This is a genomic window from Bartonella sp. AD24XZML, from assembly GCF_042196485.1.
GTDB lineage: Bacteria > Pseudomonadota > Alphaproteobacteria > Rhizobiales > Rhizobiaceae > Bartonella.
Genome location: NZ_JBHIQH010000041.1, coordinates 25,204 through 40,932, shown reverse-complemented (window position 1 = coordinate 40,932; position 15,729 = coordinate 25,204). Strand labels below are relative to the sequence as shown.

General features: G+C 34.6%; 13 protein-coding genes. 10 read left to right on the top strand and 3 right to left on the bottom strand.

Annotated elements, in window-relative coordinates; all coding sequences use genetic code 11:
* Positions 1-332: 332 nt before the first annotated feature.
* On the top strand, positions 333-755 hold the full coding sequence (ndk, locus tag ACFIMX_RS03690; RefSeq protein ID WP_375617673.1) for a nucleoside-diphosphate kinase: 423 nt from the start codon (positions 333-335) through the stop codon (positions 753-755).
* A 335-nt stretch (positions 756-1,090) separates the two neighbouring features.
* Here the strand turns inward: ndk and pgsA are convergent, their stop codons facing one another.
* The 3 genes from pgsA to ACFIMX_RS03675 all read right to left on the bottom strand — a co-directional run bounded on the left by pgsA (position 1,091) and on the right by ACFIMX_RS03675 (position 4,970).
* On the bottom strand, positions 1,091-1,672 hold the full coding sequence (gene pgsA, locus ACFIMX_RS03685) for a CDP-diacylglycerol--glycerol-3-phosphate 3-phosphatidyltransferase (protein ID WP_273723320.1): 582 nt from the start codon (positions 1,670-1,672) through the stop codon (positions 1,091-1,093).
* 72 nt (positions 1,673-1,744) lie between these two features.
* Positions 1,745-3,724 (bottom strand): excinuclease ABC subunit UvrC, encoded by a 1,980-nt coding sequence (gene uvrC / locus ACFIMX_RS03680; protein WP_375617675.1) that lies wholly within the window; start codon positions 3,722-3,724, stop codon positions 1,745-1,747.
* Between the two features lie 382 nt (positions 3,725-4,106).
* Positions 4,107-4,970, bottom strand: coding sequence for a 23S rRNA (adenine(2030)-N(6))-methyltransferase RlmJ (locus tag ACFIMX_RS03675; RefSeq protein WP_375639420.1), 864 nt, complete (start codon positions 4,968-4,970; stop codon positions 4,107-4,109).
* 1,634 nt (positions 4,971-6,604) lie between these two features.
* Between ACFIMX_RS03675 and tatA the strand changes: the two genes are divergently transcribed.
* The 9 genes from tatA to ACFIMX_RS03630 all read left to right on the top strand — a co-directional run bounded on the left by tatA (position 6,605) and on the right by ACFIMX_RS03630 (position 15,372).
* Positions 6,605-6,907 (top strand): twin-arginine translocase TatA/TatE family subunit, encoded by a 303-nt coding sequence (gene tatA / locus ACFIMX_RS03670; RefSeq protein WP_375617677.1) that lies wholly within the window; start codon positions 6,605-6,607, stop codon positions 6,905-6,907.
* A gap of 55 nt (positions 6,908-6,962) precedes the next feature.
* Entirely contained in the window at positions 6,963-7,403 is a 441-nt protein-coding gene (locus ACFIMX_RS03665; RefSeq protein ID WP_375639421.1) for a twin-arginine translocase subunit TatB, read from the top strand.
* On the top strand, positions 7,400-8,182 hold the full coding sequence (gene tatC, locus ACFIMX_RS03660) for a twin-arginine translocase subunit TatC (RefSeq protein ID WP_375617679.1): 783 nt from the start codon (positions 7,400-7,402) through the stop codon (positions 8,180-8,182). The genes ACFIMX_RS03665 and tatC overlap by 4 nt, the downstream gene beginning before the upstream one ends.
* Positions 8,183-8,243: 61 nt before the next feature.
* A complete protein-coding gene (serS, locus tag ACFIMX_RS03655; protein ID WP_375617680.1) occupies positions 8,244-9,521 on the top strand; it encodes a serine--tRNA ligase in 1,278 nt (425 codons plus the stop codon).
* 133 nt (positions 9,522-9,654) lie between these two features.
* Positions 9,655-10,314, top strand: a complete 660-nt coding sequence (locus ACFIMX_RS03650; protein WP_273791164.1) for a protein-L-isoaspartate(D-aspartate) O-methyltransferase — start codon at positions 9,655-9,657, stop codon at positions 10,312-10,314.
* Positions 10,315-10,469: 155 nt separating this feature from the next.
* Complete coding sequence (locus ACFIMX_RS03645; protein WP_375617681.1) at positions 10,470-11,651, top strand: peptidoglycan DD-metalloendopeptidase family protein; 1,182 nt, start codon at positions 10,470-10,472, stop codon at positions 11,649-11,651.
* Positions 11,652-12,335: 684 nt separating this feature from the next.
* Positions 12,336-12,788 carry a preprotein translocase subunit YajC gene (gene yajC, locus ACFIMX_RS03640; RefSeq protein WP_375633099.1) on the top strand — a complete coding sequence of 151 codons (453 nt, stop codon included), beginning with the start codon at positions 12,336-12,338 and terminating at the stop codon, positions 12,786-12,788.
* A gap of 461 nt (positions 12,789-13,249) precedes the next feature.
* Entirely contained in the window at positions 13,250-13,636 is a 387-nt protein-coding gene (locus tag ACFIMX_RS03635) for an Mth938-like domain-containing protein (RefSeq protein ID WP_375617683.1), read from the top strand.
* Between the two features lie 875 nt (positions 13,637-14,511).
* Positions 14,512-15,372 carry a phytoene/squalene synthase family protein gene (locus tag ACFIMX_RS03630; protein ID WP_375611260.1) on the top strand — a complete coding sequence of 287 codons (861 nt, stop codon included), beginning with the start codon at positions 14,512-14,514 and terminating at the stop codon, positions 15,370-15,372.
* Positions 15,373-15,729 lie beyond the last annotated feature (357 nt).

The following is a 15,729-nucleotide window of genomic DNA, read 5'->3' as shown; positions in this document are numbered from 1 at the left end:
TATTAAAGGGCGTAAAACAAAACAGTCCCTTCAGGGTATTTTAGGTGTACGCTATAGTTTCTAATTATATGGTTATTTTTTGATTGATTTCAATGATAATTTTGATAGGAAGCATTTAAGATTGTGAAAGAGGATTCAATATTTATTGAGATTCGGTAGCGCATCTTTATGATGGGATAAGCAATTGCAGGTATTTTTATTAAAGTTTTCTTTATAATTTATTCTATGTTTATGAGAATTTGTGTAGATTTTTGCAGAGTCACTTGGCAAAGGGCTCCTTGCTCGCTATAGAAATGGCTAGAGAATATTATAAATGAAATAAAGGTGGTTAAATGGCTTTAGAGCGTACTTTTTCGATGATTAAACCAGACGCAACCCGTCGTAATTTGACTGGCGCAATTACTAAAATGCTTGAGGATGCGGAGCTACGTGTTATTGCGTCTAAACGTGTCTGGATGAGCAGACGTGAGGCTGAAAAATTTTATGCTGTTCATAAAAAACGTCCTTTTTTTAGTGAATTGGTTGAATTCATGTCTTCTGGTCCAACCGTTGTACAAGTTTTGGAAGGTGAAAATGCAATAGCTAAAAACCGTGAAGTAATGGGGGCTACGAATCCTAGTGATGCAGAAGAAGGGACAATTCGTAAGGTTCATGCTTTATCGATTGGCGAAAATTCTGTCCATGGATCCGATAGTGCTGAAACGGCAAAAACAGAAATCGCCTTTTGGTTTCCTGAGGTAGAAATTGTTGGTTAATAAAGCGTTTATAATAATAAAGCGTATATAAGAAGCAAAAATCCGAAACACTATATTTCGGTTTTTTGCTTATGAGATTATAGGTTTTTTTGAAAGCATATGGAGCATTAATCGTTTTTTTTAGCTTTTAATATTGCAGCTGCTTTTACGAAAATATAAAGCCTATTTACTGTTTTCTGAAGAGTTTTTATCTACACGCTACCCTTACTTGTAATGTGCAAAAAAGTGTTTTATTGATTTATCATTAATAGATTTAAAATAAATCAATCTTATGCTATTCTCATCTCTTATTTAAGTACAAAAAGATAAATCATCATTATAAAATTCCATACTATTCATAGGATAACGTGTTTTAAACCTGCACGAAAATAATCCCACCCTGTCCACAATGTAAGGAGGGCAGAAATCCACAGCATAGTAATGCCAAACTCTACTGTGTAAGGGAAAATTTTATTACCGGCTGGTCCAGCTAAAAGAAATACAATAGCGATCATCTGTACAAAAGTTTTCCATTTTGCAAGACGAGAGACAGGAACACTAACTTTTAACTCAGCCAAATATTCACGTAATCCTGATACAAGAATTTCTCTGCAAAGAATGATAATAGCTGCCCATAGTGTCCACCCAGCGATGGTACTGTCTGCGGCAAGCAAGAGCAGACAAGCAGAGACGAGAAGTTTATCGGCGATTGGATCTAACATGCGACCAATATTGGATGTTTGTTCCCAAATACGAGCAAGGTAACCGTCAAGAAAGTCAGTAATGGATGCAACGATAAAAATGGAAACAGCAATCCAGCGAGTGATATCACTTGATTGTAGTCGCCCTTCTAAAAAAAAGCATGCAACAACCATTGGGACTGCAACAATTCGTGCATAAGTTAAAATATTTGGAAAAGAAAAAGTATGATTTTTCATGGAGCCATTTTTAATTCTTGTGAAAGAGAATATATTTCCTAAACGTAACAAGGCGAAGGTTATGAAACAAGCCTATTTTTCATGAAAATGGTTATGAATTTTTTGTGCAATTGTCATAGAGATTCCCGTAACTTTTTTTAAATCTTCAAATGAGGCACTAGCAACAGCTTTGGCACTTCCAAAATGATGAAGCAACGCACGCTTTCTTGTCGGACCGATATTTTCGATTTCATCAAGTGGGTTTTTGAATGTTGCTTTTTTTCGTTTTATCCTATGAGTTCCAATCGCAAAACGGTGTGCTTCATCACGCAGACGTTGCAAAAAATAGAGAATAGGATCACGTGGAGGAAGTGTAAAGGGGGAAATACCTTTTATAAAAAATCTTTCACGTCCCGCATGACGGTCAACACCTTTGGCGATTCCAACAACTGTGAAGAGATCATTTAATTGTAACTCAGCAAGTATTTCATGTACGCTGTTGATTTGTCCTTCACCACCATCGATTAAGATAAGGTCAGGCCAAATGGGAAAAAGATCATCATCTTTTATGTCATGACTTCTATTTGGCAGATCATACTCTTTGATAAGGCGTGAAAATCTTCGTTTAATCACTTCTTTCATCATGCCAAAATCATCGCCAGGCGTGATATCTGTTGAGCGAATGTTGAATTTTCGATATTGATTTTTAATAAATCCCATTTGACCAGCGACAATCATAGCCCCTACAGCATTTGTTCCCATGATATGAGAATTGTCATAGACTTCTATCCGGCGTGGACGAAAAGGTAGTTGGAATGTTTTAGCAAGACCTTGAAGCAATTTTGTATGGGTGGCTGTTTCAGAAAGCTTATGTTCAAGTGCTTCATGAGCATTGAGATAGGCACGATTAACAAGAGTTTTCCGTTCACCTTGTTTGGGTAAAGAGAGGGATACTTTGTGGTTTGCTTTGAGACTAAATGCTTCTGTAAGAAGTGCTTTTTCTTCAATTTCTTCAGATAAAAGGATACTTTTGGGAAGTGGTTTATTATCGTAAAATTGGGCAAGAAAACTCGCTAAAATTTCAGTGCGGGAAAAAGAGGGATCTGCTTTAGGAAAATAGGCACGGTTTCCCCAATTTTGCCCCATGCGAAAAAAGAACACTTGAATACAAGTCATTCCTTCTTTTTGCGCAATTGCAAATACATCCGCTTCTTTTATCGTTTGAGGATTAATACCTTGATGGCTTTGTATGTGAGAAAGGGCTGATAAGCGGTCACGATAGGAAGCTGCTTGTTCAAAATCAAGATTTTCTGCGGCTTTATGCATAGCTTGAACCATATCGCTTTTAATAGATTGATCTTTTCCCGAAAGGAACGCTTTTGCTCCTTTCACCAGTTCTTTATAATCACTGTCACTAATTTCATGAGTACAAGGTGCAGAACATCGCTTAATTTGATAAAGCAAACAGGGGCGTGTACGGTTTTCAAAAACTGAATCAGTACAGGTTCGTAATAAAAAGGCGCGTTGTAAAACATGAACTGTTTGTGTCACTGCACCAGCAGAAGCAAAAGGACCAAAATAGTGAGCTTTTCGTGTTCGAGCACCACGATGTTTGTAAAGTGCAGGCACTCGATGATCATCTGTAATCATAATATAAGGGAAACTTTTATCATCACGCAGGAGTACATTAAAATGTGGATGCAATCTTTTGATGAGATTGGCTTCTAAAAGGAGTGCTTCTGTTTCTGTATGGGTGACGATAAATTCCATATGATATGTTGCACGAATCATGCGGGTAATACGATTATTGTGTCCTTGTTCACGTGTATAGTTTGAAACACGTTTTTTGAGATTACGGGCTTTGCCAACATAAAGAATATCACCATTTTCACCAATCATCCGGTAAACCCCAGGCTTATGCGGAAGGTGTCTAACAAACTCTTGTATGAACTTGATACCCTGGAATTGATTTTTCTCATTGCTTTGATTGGCATTATGCCATGTAATATTAGAGAGAAAAGAAAGATTTTCCCGTTTATTTTGCGGATAATTTGTATTATTTTTCAGGACCATTCCGTTTATTACGAATATGTTGTTTGTTTAATATATGAAATATTCTTTTTTATTAAATAATGATTATTCATGTCTTTATAATTTTTTTCTATAAATAATATCTTATAACATAAGAGTATGATTTTAGAGAGCCGATCTTTCATAAAAAATATGAGAGTTGTTATTCTAAAACAGCTTTATGAATTTGCCTAATTTATCCATTAAAATGATTGAAATAAAAAATCCATGATGTAAGAGGATAGGCTTTCTAAAAAAATAATTCACGCTGATCGTTATTAGCTTACTACTATAATATGTTGGTATTATTCAAAGAACTTTATCATTCAAAGTCTTTATATCTTACAACATGATATTTGATTTAAGAAAAATATCAGAGAAAGATCTAAAATAATAGATGTTCTTTTTGAAGCCACTTATGAGTTATTTTGGTATTTTCATCTTGTCCAAGACGGTTGATAAGAAAGGGGCTGAGTTTTTTCATTTCTTCTTCCAAAAGGTAGGGAGGGTTAATAATAATCATACCACTTCCATTCATTGTCGGTGGACTTGAACTTTTTCGGATACGCATTTCAAGCTGTAGAATCTTAGGAATTCCGGTTTGATAAAGCGCGTGAAGAAAACTTTCAATTTCTTTGTCATATTTAACAGGATACCATAAAGCGTAGATCCCTCCAGAAAAGCGACGATAGGCTTTCGTTAATCCCTCAATAAGGCGGGAAAACTCTCCAGCTTTTTCAAAGGGAGGGTCAACAAGGATAAACCCACGTTTTTCTTTTGGTGGTACATGAGCATTTAAGGAAAGCCAACCATCTAAATGCAGAATTTTTGTCTGATAATCTCCTGCAAAGTTTTTTGCTAAAATATGATAATCTTCATTGTGCAATTCTATTGCGGTGAGGCGATCTTGTTTCCGTAATAATTGACGAATAAGAACAGGAGATCCAGGATAAAATACAATTTCTTTTTCCCCTTTATTGAGGGCATCAATGATATCACACCATGGACAAAGGAGTGTTCTTAAATCTTCTGGGATAGGAGTTGAAAAAAGTCGTTGGACACCTTCGCGCCACTCTCCTGTTTTATGTGCTTCTAAAGAAGAAAGGTCATAAATACCGATTCCAGCATGCGTATCTATAACGCGAAAAGCTTTTTCTTTGCGTTTGAGATATTCTACAATGCGAGTGACAATAATGTGTTTAAAAACATCAGCAAAATTGCCAGCATGATAAATATGCCGATAATTCATGGAGTAAACTCTATCATTATGTATAACTGTACCGGATTATTAGCATAGAATAATAGAATTGATATCCATAAAAATACTCTTGTAGAAATCAAACAATGCCCTCACCTCCCAATTATACACTACAGAAAAAATATTAATGTCATGGGAGCATTTATTCACAGAGCTATTTTTATATAATGAGATTAATCGTTAAAATTTTAATTTTTTATATGAAAGATAGACAAGAAGAGATCAAACATTTCAATAGAGATATTTATGTTGTAAGAGAATTTTTTATGATCGCGGACTCTTTTAGGAAAACTATAAAAACACTCAATTAACGAGAATATTAGTGAAGTTTGTTGAAAAATTGAAGGGTAAATTCATTCATAAATTTGCTTGTTTAAAGATTAAAGAATTTCAAATGCTTGATAAAAACATTGTTACATTGATCAGTTTTTTAGCGAGCGTAAAATTATGGAGAGAGCAATAAAGTGCTGGTGTTATAGTGATAGATTTTTGTAAAAGTATGAATGAATCTCATTGCTTTAAGTGGAGCCAAAGCTTTACATTATACACGCTAAATGGCTAGGTTATTGTGTATGACGCTAAAATAAAACTTTTGAAAATTGATATGCACTCTGCAAGCTATTTCAATAAAATGAGAATTTTAAACTAAAGTAAATAGGTTTATTTATCTCTAACACTGTATTATCGAGCGGCTTTATAAGGAAATCTTATAAAAAAGGCGAGGATAAGAAATTCTTTTTACATGAATTATGCTTCGATGCCATGCTTTTGATTGAATGTAATTTTCTATTAATGCCGATTCTGGTTTCAATACTGAGATAGGTTAAACACATGATATTATGAGAACGCATGCCCAGAATCCGGATACTTGTAATAGTTAGAGCATGCCGTGGCTTAGAGAGCTGGTTATATGGAGGTATTTTACTGAATAAAGGCACAAGCTGGTACCTTTTTTATTTTTTAGCAGTATTGCCATACCTCTTGGCACTTGAGTTGGTTCATAAAGTACATTTTTACTCTTTCCGCTAATAGTTTTTATTTACACGACAGATAGTTAACTGAATACAATGATGGCTCATATTTCGTATTGTATATGGAATAATGGATGATAAAATTCCCACCCCAACGCAAAGAATAAATGTTGTGCGTAAGATGATCGTTTTTGAAGAGACCGATGATGTGTTAAGAAAGTTTTTTAGAGATTTTTCTTTCTAATTTTTTTAATTGAATACGTAAAATGTTTTACAGCATGTTATGATTTTTATCAGTAAAGGATAATTTGGCGGAAATGTTTGTAATGATACGTACAACATTGTTTAAAAGGAAAGACATTGGCTATAATATTTACAGGAAGATGAGTAACCTAAGAGATCAGATGAAGTTATTTTAGAAAAGTTTTTAAGTGTTTTGAATTTTGTATGAAGTGGTTTATCATTTTTGAATGGTTTGTGTTATAATACGCTAAAAAAGGATGAGAGGATAAAAAGTTCTTTTTGCAATAAAAGCGTGTAATTGCTTTTAAGTTAAGAAGAAAATATATAAGTAAGATATTATATTTGATACATTCTTCAGAGGAAGCATGAATAAATGAAATCAAATTTAAAAGCATAAAGTTAGAGAGAATAATGGGTAATATTTTTTCACCAACGCATTTAATTATAATTTTATTGATTATCTTTGTGCTTTTCGGTCGCGGTAAAATTTCTGAATTAATGGGCGATGTTGCTAAAGGAATTAAAACCTTCAAAAAAAATATGAAGGAAGAAGATGATAGCATTGAGGATAAAGTTGAAATGGCTCCTACTTCCCAAATGATTGATGTAGAATCTCAACAATCTCAGCCGTTATCAGTAAAACATGCAACAGCGCGCAAAAAGGTTTCTTCTGCTTCTAAAAAAAGCAAAACATCTGTTGCTAAAAAACAGTAACAAAAACGCAATCATCATTATGCAATATTTTTTGATGAGAAAGTCGAATTAAGAGATGTTTGGGATTGACGGACCAGAGTTTATCGTAATCTTACTTGTTCTCATCATTGTCGTTGGACCAAAAGATTTACCTAAAATATTAAAGACAGTAGCAAAGATAAGAGCGTATGTGTATTCAACAGCAAATGAATTTCGTCATCAGTTTGATGATGTAATAAAACAAATCGAGCGCGATGATTTGCAAAAAGTATGTTCGGATATTAGCGATTCAAGCAAGAAATTGGCAGAAACTTTTGATCCCACTCAAAATATATTAGAGGATATCCACGATAATTGGGATGTTAAGGAAACACATCATAAATCAAAAAAAGATAAAGAAATTTTGGAATGTGATCAAAAGGTAATCAAGAAAGATATGACAGTTTCTATAGCTTTTCATCATTCTGAAAACATTTTTGTTTCTCCTAAAGATAAAGAAAAAGAAGATGTGTCATGAATGTAAAAAAAGATGAAGTTGATGCTAATATGACTCCACTTTTAGAACATTTAATTGAACTTCGTCAGCGAATTATTTCTGCTTTGGTTGCATTTATGATCGCTTTTATGATGTGTTTTCTTGTTAAAGATTATATCTTAAATTTTTTACTATGGCCATATCAGTGGGCAATGAAAATAGCAGGGGGTAACCCTGAGGGTATTCGTTTGCAATCAACGCAAGTATGGGAAACTTTTTTAACGAAGATGAAGCTTTCTGCTTTTGGGGGAATTATTTTATCTTTTCCCTATACGGCTTTTCAGTTTTATAGTTTTATTGCACCAGGGCTTTATAAAAATGAGCGGATGGCTTTTTTACCATTTCTCATTGGGGGGCCTATTTTATTTTGTATTGGGGGAGCGTTTGTTTATGGTCTATTAGCGCCAATAATACTATGGTTTAGCCTTTCTCAACAATTTCTTCCAGATGTTCATTTAAAAATAGAGTTTATAGTGCGTATTTCTGATTATTTGGGCTTTATGACATCATTTATCCTAATTTTTGGTTTGATTTTTCAATTACCTCTTGTCATCATTCTTTTAACAAAAATCGGATTTTTAACGTCTCATGATTTGGTGTCTAAACGAAAATGGGCTATTTTACTCTCTTTTATCATTGCGGCAATCATAACGCCGTCGGATTTTTTTACGATGTTTGCAGTGGCTTTACCAACGATAGCACTTTACGAGATTTCAATTTTAATTGCTTACAGTATAGAAAAGAGAAGAAAATCCGCTTAAGAAAAGTGTATAATCTTATGCGATAAGGAATGAATAAAAACAATATAAATGAGGAATTTTTATGCTTGATATTAAGTGGATTCGTGACAATCCTGAGAAATTAGATAAAGCACTCGTAAGTAGAGGTCTTGAGCCACAAGCTGAAAGGTTAATACAACTTGATCTTGCACGTCGGTCGCATATTGCTAAGGTGCAATTGGCGCAGGAACGTCGCAATGCTGTTTCAAAGGAAATAGGACAGGCTTTAGCGGTATCGGATCAGCAAATGGCTGAACGTCTTAGAGCTGAAGTTGAAGAGATTAAAGCTTTTCTTTCCTCTGCAACAGTGGAAGAAAAACAGCTGACGGAGAGTCTTGAGAAAATTCTTTCAGCACTTCCAAATATTCCATTAGATGATGTTCCAGAAGGTAAAGATGAAAGTGATAATGTCGTCATTCGACATTTTGGTACACCTCCAACATTTAATTTTACACCAAAGGAACATTTTGATCTTGGTCAAGATCTCAAACAGATGAATTTTGAACGAGCTAGTCGTTTGTCTGGAACACGTTTTACAGTACTTTCAGGGGCGTTAGCACGGCTAGAACGAGCATTAGGCCAATTTATGCTTGATGTGCATGTCAATGAGAATGGTTACACAGAAGTCTCAACACCTCTTCTTGTTCGTGATGAGATTGTTTACGGAGCAGCACAATTACCGAAATTTGCTGAAGACCTTTTTCGTACAACAGATGGTCGATGGCTTATTTCCACAGCAGAAGTGCCATTAACCAATTTGGTCAACGATGAAATTCTTGAAATATCAGATTTACCACTGCGATTTTCTTCTTTATCTCCCTGTTTTCGTTTAGAGGCGGGAGCAGCCGGTCGTGATACGCGCGGTATGTTGCGTCAGCATCAATTTTGGAAAGTTGAAATGGTCTCGATTACCAGTGAAGAGCAGTCTTTAATTGAATTGGAACGTATGACGGAATGTGCAGAAGATATATTAAAACGGCTTGGTTTGCCTTTTCGCACAGTGGTTCTTTCTACGGGTGATATGGGGTTTGCAGCGCGTAAAACCTATGACATCGAGGTTTGGCTTCCTGGTCAAGAATGTTATCGTGAAATTTCTAGCTGTTCAGTTTGTGGAGATTTTCAAGGTCGTCGTATGAATGCGCGCTATCGTAAAGACGGCGATAAAAAATTGCATTTTGTTCATAGCCTTAATGGTTCTGGTACGGCTGTTGGACGTTGTCTTATTGCCGTACTTGAAAATTATCAACAGGCTGATGGATCAATTATTATTCCAGATGTTTTACAACCTTATATGGGAGGCATGCGCTGTATTACTGCTTAATTTTACGAAAGGAGAGACAATATGCGTTTATTGCCAAGAGGTGATGATACACAGACGCAAGTTTTTGCCATTTTAAAAGAAGCAGTTTGTCAGTATGATAAAAGTGCACCTCCATTGGAGATTGAATGATATTATGGGGCAAAAGGGTATTTTACAATTTCGTGAGGAGTTAGCCGCTCTTGTACTGAAAATGCGTAGCAAAGGCATTGATGACGTGCGATTTTTTTCGGCATTAGAGAAAATTCCGCGTCAACAGTTTGTTGCTGCTCCTTGGTTCAATAGTGCTTATGATAATAAAGTTATTCCCCTTGAGTGTGGTGAATATATGGAACGTTTGGAAGAACAACTCTTAATTCTTTCGGCATTATCTTTGAAAAAAAGGCATCGTGTCTTAGAAATTGGTACAGGATCTGGTTTTTGTACTGCTCTTATGGCATGTCTGAGTGACCGTGTGACAACGATTGATCGTTATAAAACGCTTGTTGATTTAGCACGCCAAAAATTTCAAACTTTAGGAATTGAAAATATTGTTATACGGCAGATTGATGGAAGTCATAGTGTGACAGGCTTAGGATCATTTGATCGCATTCTTATTTGGCCATCACGTTTTGATGAACCAAAGGAATTTTTAGAACTTTTAGCTGAAAATGGAATTCTCATTCAGGCGATAGGACCTGACGAAGGGGTACAAACGGTGACGCGCTATACAAAAATTGGTAGTCGATTTGAGTGTTTAGAACTGTTCCAAGTGCGTTACCAACCTTTTATTAAAGGCATTGCAGAGATACTTTAATTTTTAAAAGCTAAGAAATTTCTGCAAATTGTCTACATTAAATTCATTTTGATCTTATATAAAGATATTTATGAATAAAACATCTCATTTTAACTCTTCGGTAATTTAAAAAAGCTTTAATGGAGTGAGTTGATTATTGATGAGTGAGCAAAACGATGTGTCTAAAAGCTTTGGATAATATTTTCCAGCATAATTTTCAGAGAATAACTTTTTTAGCGGTGGTAACTATTGTTGCTGGTTGTAGTTCTGGTACACAGCGTTTTTCCAATACGTTCTCTCATCGTGCGGTATCATCTCAATCAAATATATCAAGCACTATGTATACAGATCCGCGAATGCTATCATACGGTAGTGGTATGATACAAAGCACTGAATTGCCACCTGTGGAATCAAGCGATGATTCGTGGGGAGATGATAATTCCCTCTATAATTTTCCACATCAAGGTAGGATAACTTCTTCTGATGGTCGCGTTATGGGCGCCCCTCCACGTAATCTTGGAACACTTTCTCGTTCACAAATGGATAAATCTCCTATTTTTCGGCGGAGTTCTTATATTGTCCAGAGTGGAGATACACTGCTCAGTATTGCACGACAAGTAGGGGTTAGTGTTGAGGCATTAAAATTAGCAAATGGTATAAACAGCAATTCCATTTATATCGGTCAGGTCCTTGTTGTTCCAAGCAGGCGTACATTAGCAGCTTCAAATGCACACAATAATAACGATTGGGCAGTGTCAACAACAGAATCTGCATCCCAATCTCAAGTGATGTCCTCTATAAAAAACAAGAAGTCCTCTCCTATATATAAAGCTCCTGTAATAATGCCACCCTCTGCAAAGATGAACAAATCAAGCTCTGAGAAAAATTTTTCTAAACAGATGACGCAATTGAAACATGAGACTGGTTTGTCAAGTACTGTTACGAATACAGATAATATGACGACTCCGCAAGCCACAGGAATTTCTAAGATGCGTTGGCCAGTACGAGGGCGTTTATTAAGCCAGTTCGGTCAAAAAAAGGGAACAGTAATGAATCGAGGAATAGATATTGCAGTGCCTGAAGGGTCTTCGGTAAAGGCGGCAGAAAATGGTGTGGTTATTTATGCGGGAGATGGACTAAAAGAGCTTGGTAATGTTGTGATGATTCGACATGAAAATGATATTATCACTATTTATGGATGTAATAGTAAGCTTGTTGTTAACAAAGGACAAAGGATAAGGCGCGGTGATGAGATTGCTAAATCTGGTGTTTCAGGAAATGTTAAAACGCCACGTGTCTATTTTGAGATGCGTAAGAATTCATTACCTGTTGATCCCCTTAAATATTTAGAAAACTAATTTATTGATGACTTTTACATTTGAATAGTCTTACAGTTTATAGAAAATTCATGAAAAATAATTGATTTTCTTAAATCAATGACATTGCAGCAAAAAATCATTGGTTTTAGGAAAGTAGTTCGTTGGGGTCGGTAGATATTACCATTTTTGTATTTATGAAAGTGTAAGACAATAGTATCATACTATTTGTCAGCTTTGAGTGTTTCAATTGCTCTTGCATTTGAGAGAAGCATGAAAAAAGATATTTTCACCCCTTTCTTAAAAAGTTTTTATCTACAGGCTCATTTCATATGTGTGACGTGCAAGAAAATCGTTTTGATTAATTCAGGGTTTGAAATGAGAGCGTTTTATTGTATTTAGATCTGTCATTTGATATCAAAAACGATAAATTATCTATATAAATTAAGTTTATTCATTAGAAAAATTATCTTGTATAATTTATTGAGTTAGTGAAAAGATTTGTATTGTAGGATATACAATAGGGGAAAGTGAATCTATTTTTTAAGATTTTTCTCATTGTATTTTGGTATTCTGCCTCTTAAGGATTTATTGTATTTTTGTAAAGCTGTGATTAGATTATGTAGTTATTGCTTTTTATGATAAATTCTTTAGGAATTTTTTCTGTATCGGAATTTCATTTTAATAGAGTGGGAAATACCTGAGGTTTAACTATAGGAGATAAAAATGTTTATTACGAACGCTTATGCTCAAGTTGCAGGCGATGTTTCCGGTGGAATTTCATTTGCTAGCGCTGTCCCATTCATTTTAATTTTTGCAATTATGTATTTTTTTATCATTCGTCCACAGCGTGCCCAAATGAAAAAACGCCAAGAAATGCTTAATGCAGTACGTCGTGGTGATACAGTTATAACGGGTGGTGGTATTATCGGCAAGGTTACGAAGGTTCACGACGAGAGTGGTGAATTAGAGGTTGAAATTGGTGAGAGTATGAATATTCGTGTTATTCGCTCAACATTAGCTGATGTGCGCGTTAAAGGTGAGCCGATTGCAGAAAAAAAATCAAAACTTAATGCTAAAGCAAAAAGACCACAAAAGTCTAAATCTAAAACGACAACGAAAGAAGATATGAGTATCTCTAAAGAGAAAAAAGCTATATCAAAGGAAAATGCATCTTAAGGTGTAATGGCAGTTTATTACATTTTTTAAGCATTTTTATAAAAAGCTTGGCAAGATCAAGACAATTTCATTGAAAAAGGGGCTTTTATAGTGGCTACAGAAAATGGAGTTTTTGTTTTCTTTAGATGATTAAAATAGTTGTTTTATTTATGGAATATTACGCAATTTTTTCTGTTTTTTAAACAAGATCATTGTTTTTATAAAAAGCAATTTGTGAGTAAATAAGCTGAGGAAACTTTTTAAAAGATAGATTTATTTAAGCAGGTATAGCATTTTACTGCGGTTTATTCCAAAATTTTCATATATTTGTTGTATGAGAAGATTAGGGCATTATATAAAAATTTTCACTTCAATACTAGGCTATGTTTAACATATCAATGTTTATATCAGCCTTACTTTAATTTTTATGGTGAGAAGAAGCAAAGACAATTGGATTATTCAAAAATAAAAGGTGCATATTCATGTTCGATGCAATTCAAATTCGTGAAGCACATTTTCCAAGTCGCGCACCTATTGATGCTTATGGAAATGGTGGGTTTCGTTTTGCTGATATGTCTCATAGAGGTTCTATTATTTGTGTACCATCAGGTATTTATGGCATTGAGATGGCAGGGCCTGTTCCCACTCAAGGGGATATATCTCGTATTTTAGAAGAAGCTTCTGAAATCGAAGTTTTATTAATAGGTACTGGAATTGAATTATTACGATTACCTGAAGAGTTACGGGTGCTTTTATGGGAAAAACGTATTTCATCAGATACAATGAGTACGGGAGCGGCGGTGCGTACATTTAATGTTTTATTAGCTGAAGATCGCGCTGTTGCGGCGTTATTATTTGCGGTAGACTAGAGTATTGTTTAATAAAACAAAGGCTCTGGTCTAGCATGAAAGACTTGTGTGATTATTTTCTGCGCTGTAAAATACTGTCGTTTAAGGCGGTTATATAAGGGTATAGAATATACATAACTTAACACATTAAGTGTTTTTAAATACAGCAGCAAGTATTCAGGACAAAGTTTGCTCATAGTTCCTAATGAATCATATGAGTGATCAGCTCTTGGCACTTAAGACAGTTCATAAGAGGCATTTTAATTCTTTCTTATACAGTTTTACCTACAAGCCAGTTCCGCTTGTGACGTGCAAGGGAATAGTTTTTATTGATGTAATATGGAATTGGTTTGAAATGAAAGCATATCTACGATATTTGGGATTCTAATTTAACATACAAAACACAAAATTATCATTATAAATCAATGCGTTTATAGTAACAGAAATGCACCGAGAGCAATTGGATTTTTTACAAATTGGTGTTGGTAAGAACCTTTGTCTTTTAGGATGGGGAGGAGGTCAATGATTGATGAAGTTTTTGTGATCAGTGCATTTTTTATAAAATAACATTGTCATCTATCCACTGAAAAAGTGTTTTGCGTTGTTTGTTGTTCAAGTTTTACTATGCATGTTACGATTGGTTTTTAGCTTTTTTATTGCAAATGAAAACTTGAAGTGCGATAAGATAAGTTTTATCAGAAAAATTATTTATTTAATTTTTTTCTTTCTAAAACGAAAAGGGACTAGAAAAGAAATTTTAATTCATAATACAGTTAAGAGACACATTTAAAAATCTTATTTTCTGAACTGTATTTGCTTATCATTCATTTTTTAATATGAATAAAAAGAGGGTATTAATTTAATTGCTAAAAAAGGGACGTTAATAGGTTCATAGAATGATAGGCTCTCTTCCTTATTGTCTTGATATTTTACGTACCATAGATCGTGATCGCTATATATCGGTTTTATTTGCACCTAAAAAAAAGCGCCAAGCATTGGCTGCTCTTTATGTATTTAATGCTGAAGTTTCTCGTATCCGCGAAAGTGTACATGATCCACTCATAGGAGAAATACGGTTACGTTGGTGGTATGATGCTATTGCTCATGGTGAAATGCAAACGAGTGGAAACAATCCGATTTTGAATGATTTATTAAAAGCAATCACTCTTTTTAATTTACCTAAGACAGCTTTTTTACGTTATTGTGATGCGCAAATTTTAGATCTTTATCACAATCCAATAGAAACACTTCATGATCTAGAGCATTATTGTGGTGAGACAGCAGGCATAATTTTACAGCTTTCTTGTCAGATATTAGATCCTGAAACTGCACAAGAGTTTACAGATATCTATGAACACGGAGGGATTTCTCAAGGATTAAGCGGTGTATTGCGTCTTTTATCATTCATGCAATCACGATATCAATATTATTTACCCACTGATATATTAAAGGCTGTAGGAGTGAATAGGGAAGATTTGGAATCTCATCGTCTCAGCGATCAACAAAAGGGTTGTATTGTTGAAGCTATGGTAGCATTATCGCGCGATCATTATACCCAATTTTACGAGTATTCTTGTACTTTACCTAGAGTTCTTAAGCCAGCTTTTCTTCCATTGGTCATTGTACCAGCTTCTCTTCAAAAAGCTATACAGCTGGGGGCAGCAATTTTTCAAGAGAGTGCAACTTTGCCATTGATGTATCGCTATTGGTTGATAACAAGGGCAGCAATAAGCGGCAATTTTCCAAAGATATTGTAAAAGAATATTACTATGTTGGAATGCGTAACATGTAGACTGATTTTCTCATAGGAAGATAAAGGAGCTATTGTGATTCCAAACCATTTTTTTATTATAAAAAATGTTGATGTTTTGGTTGTTATGAACGCAAAAGAATAAGAAATTTTGTGATCTTGAAAATACGGTATATTTCTTCATCAGTAATATGTTTTATTCAGTGTATTGGATGGGTGAGATGCAGAGAAAGAAAAACATGAGGTAAAATTTCTATTTTATGAGAGAAGTTATCTTAGCAGTCTATAAGTCTATAAAAAACTCTTATTTTTGAGAAAATTATAACATCATAATTGATGACTGTTATGATTGATTAATATATTG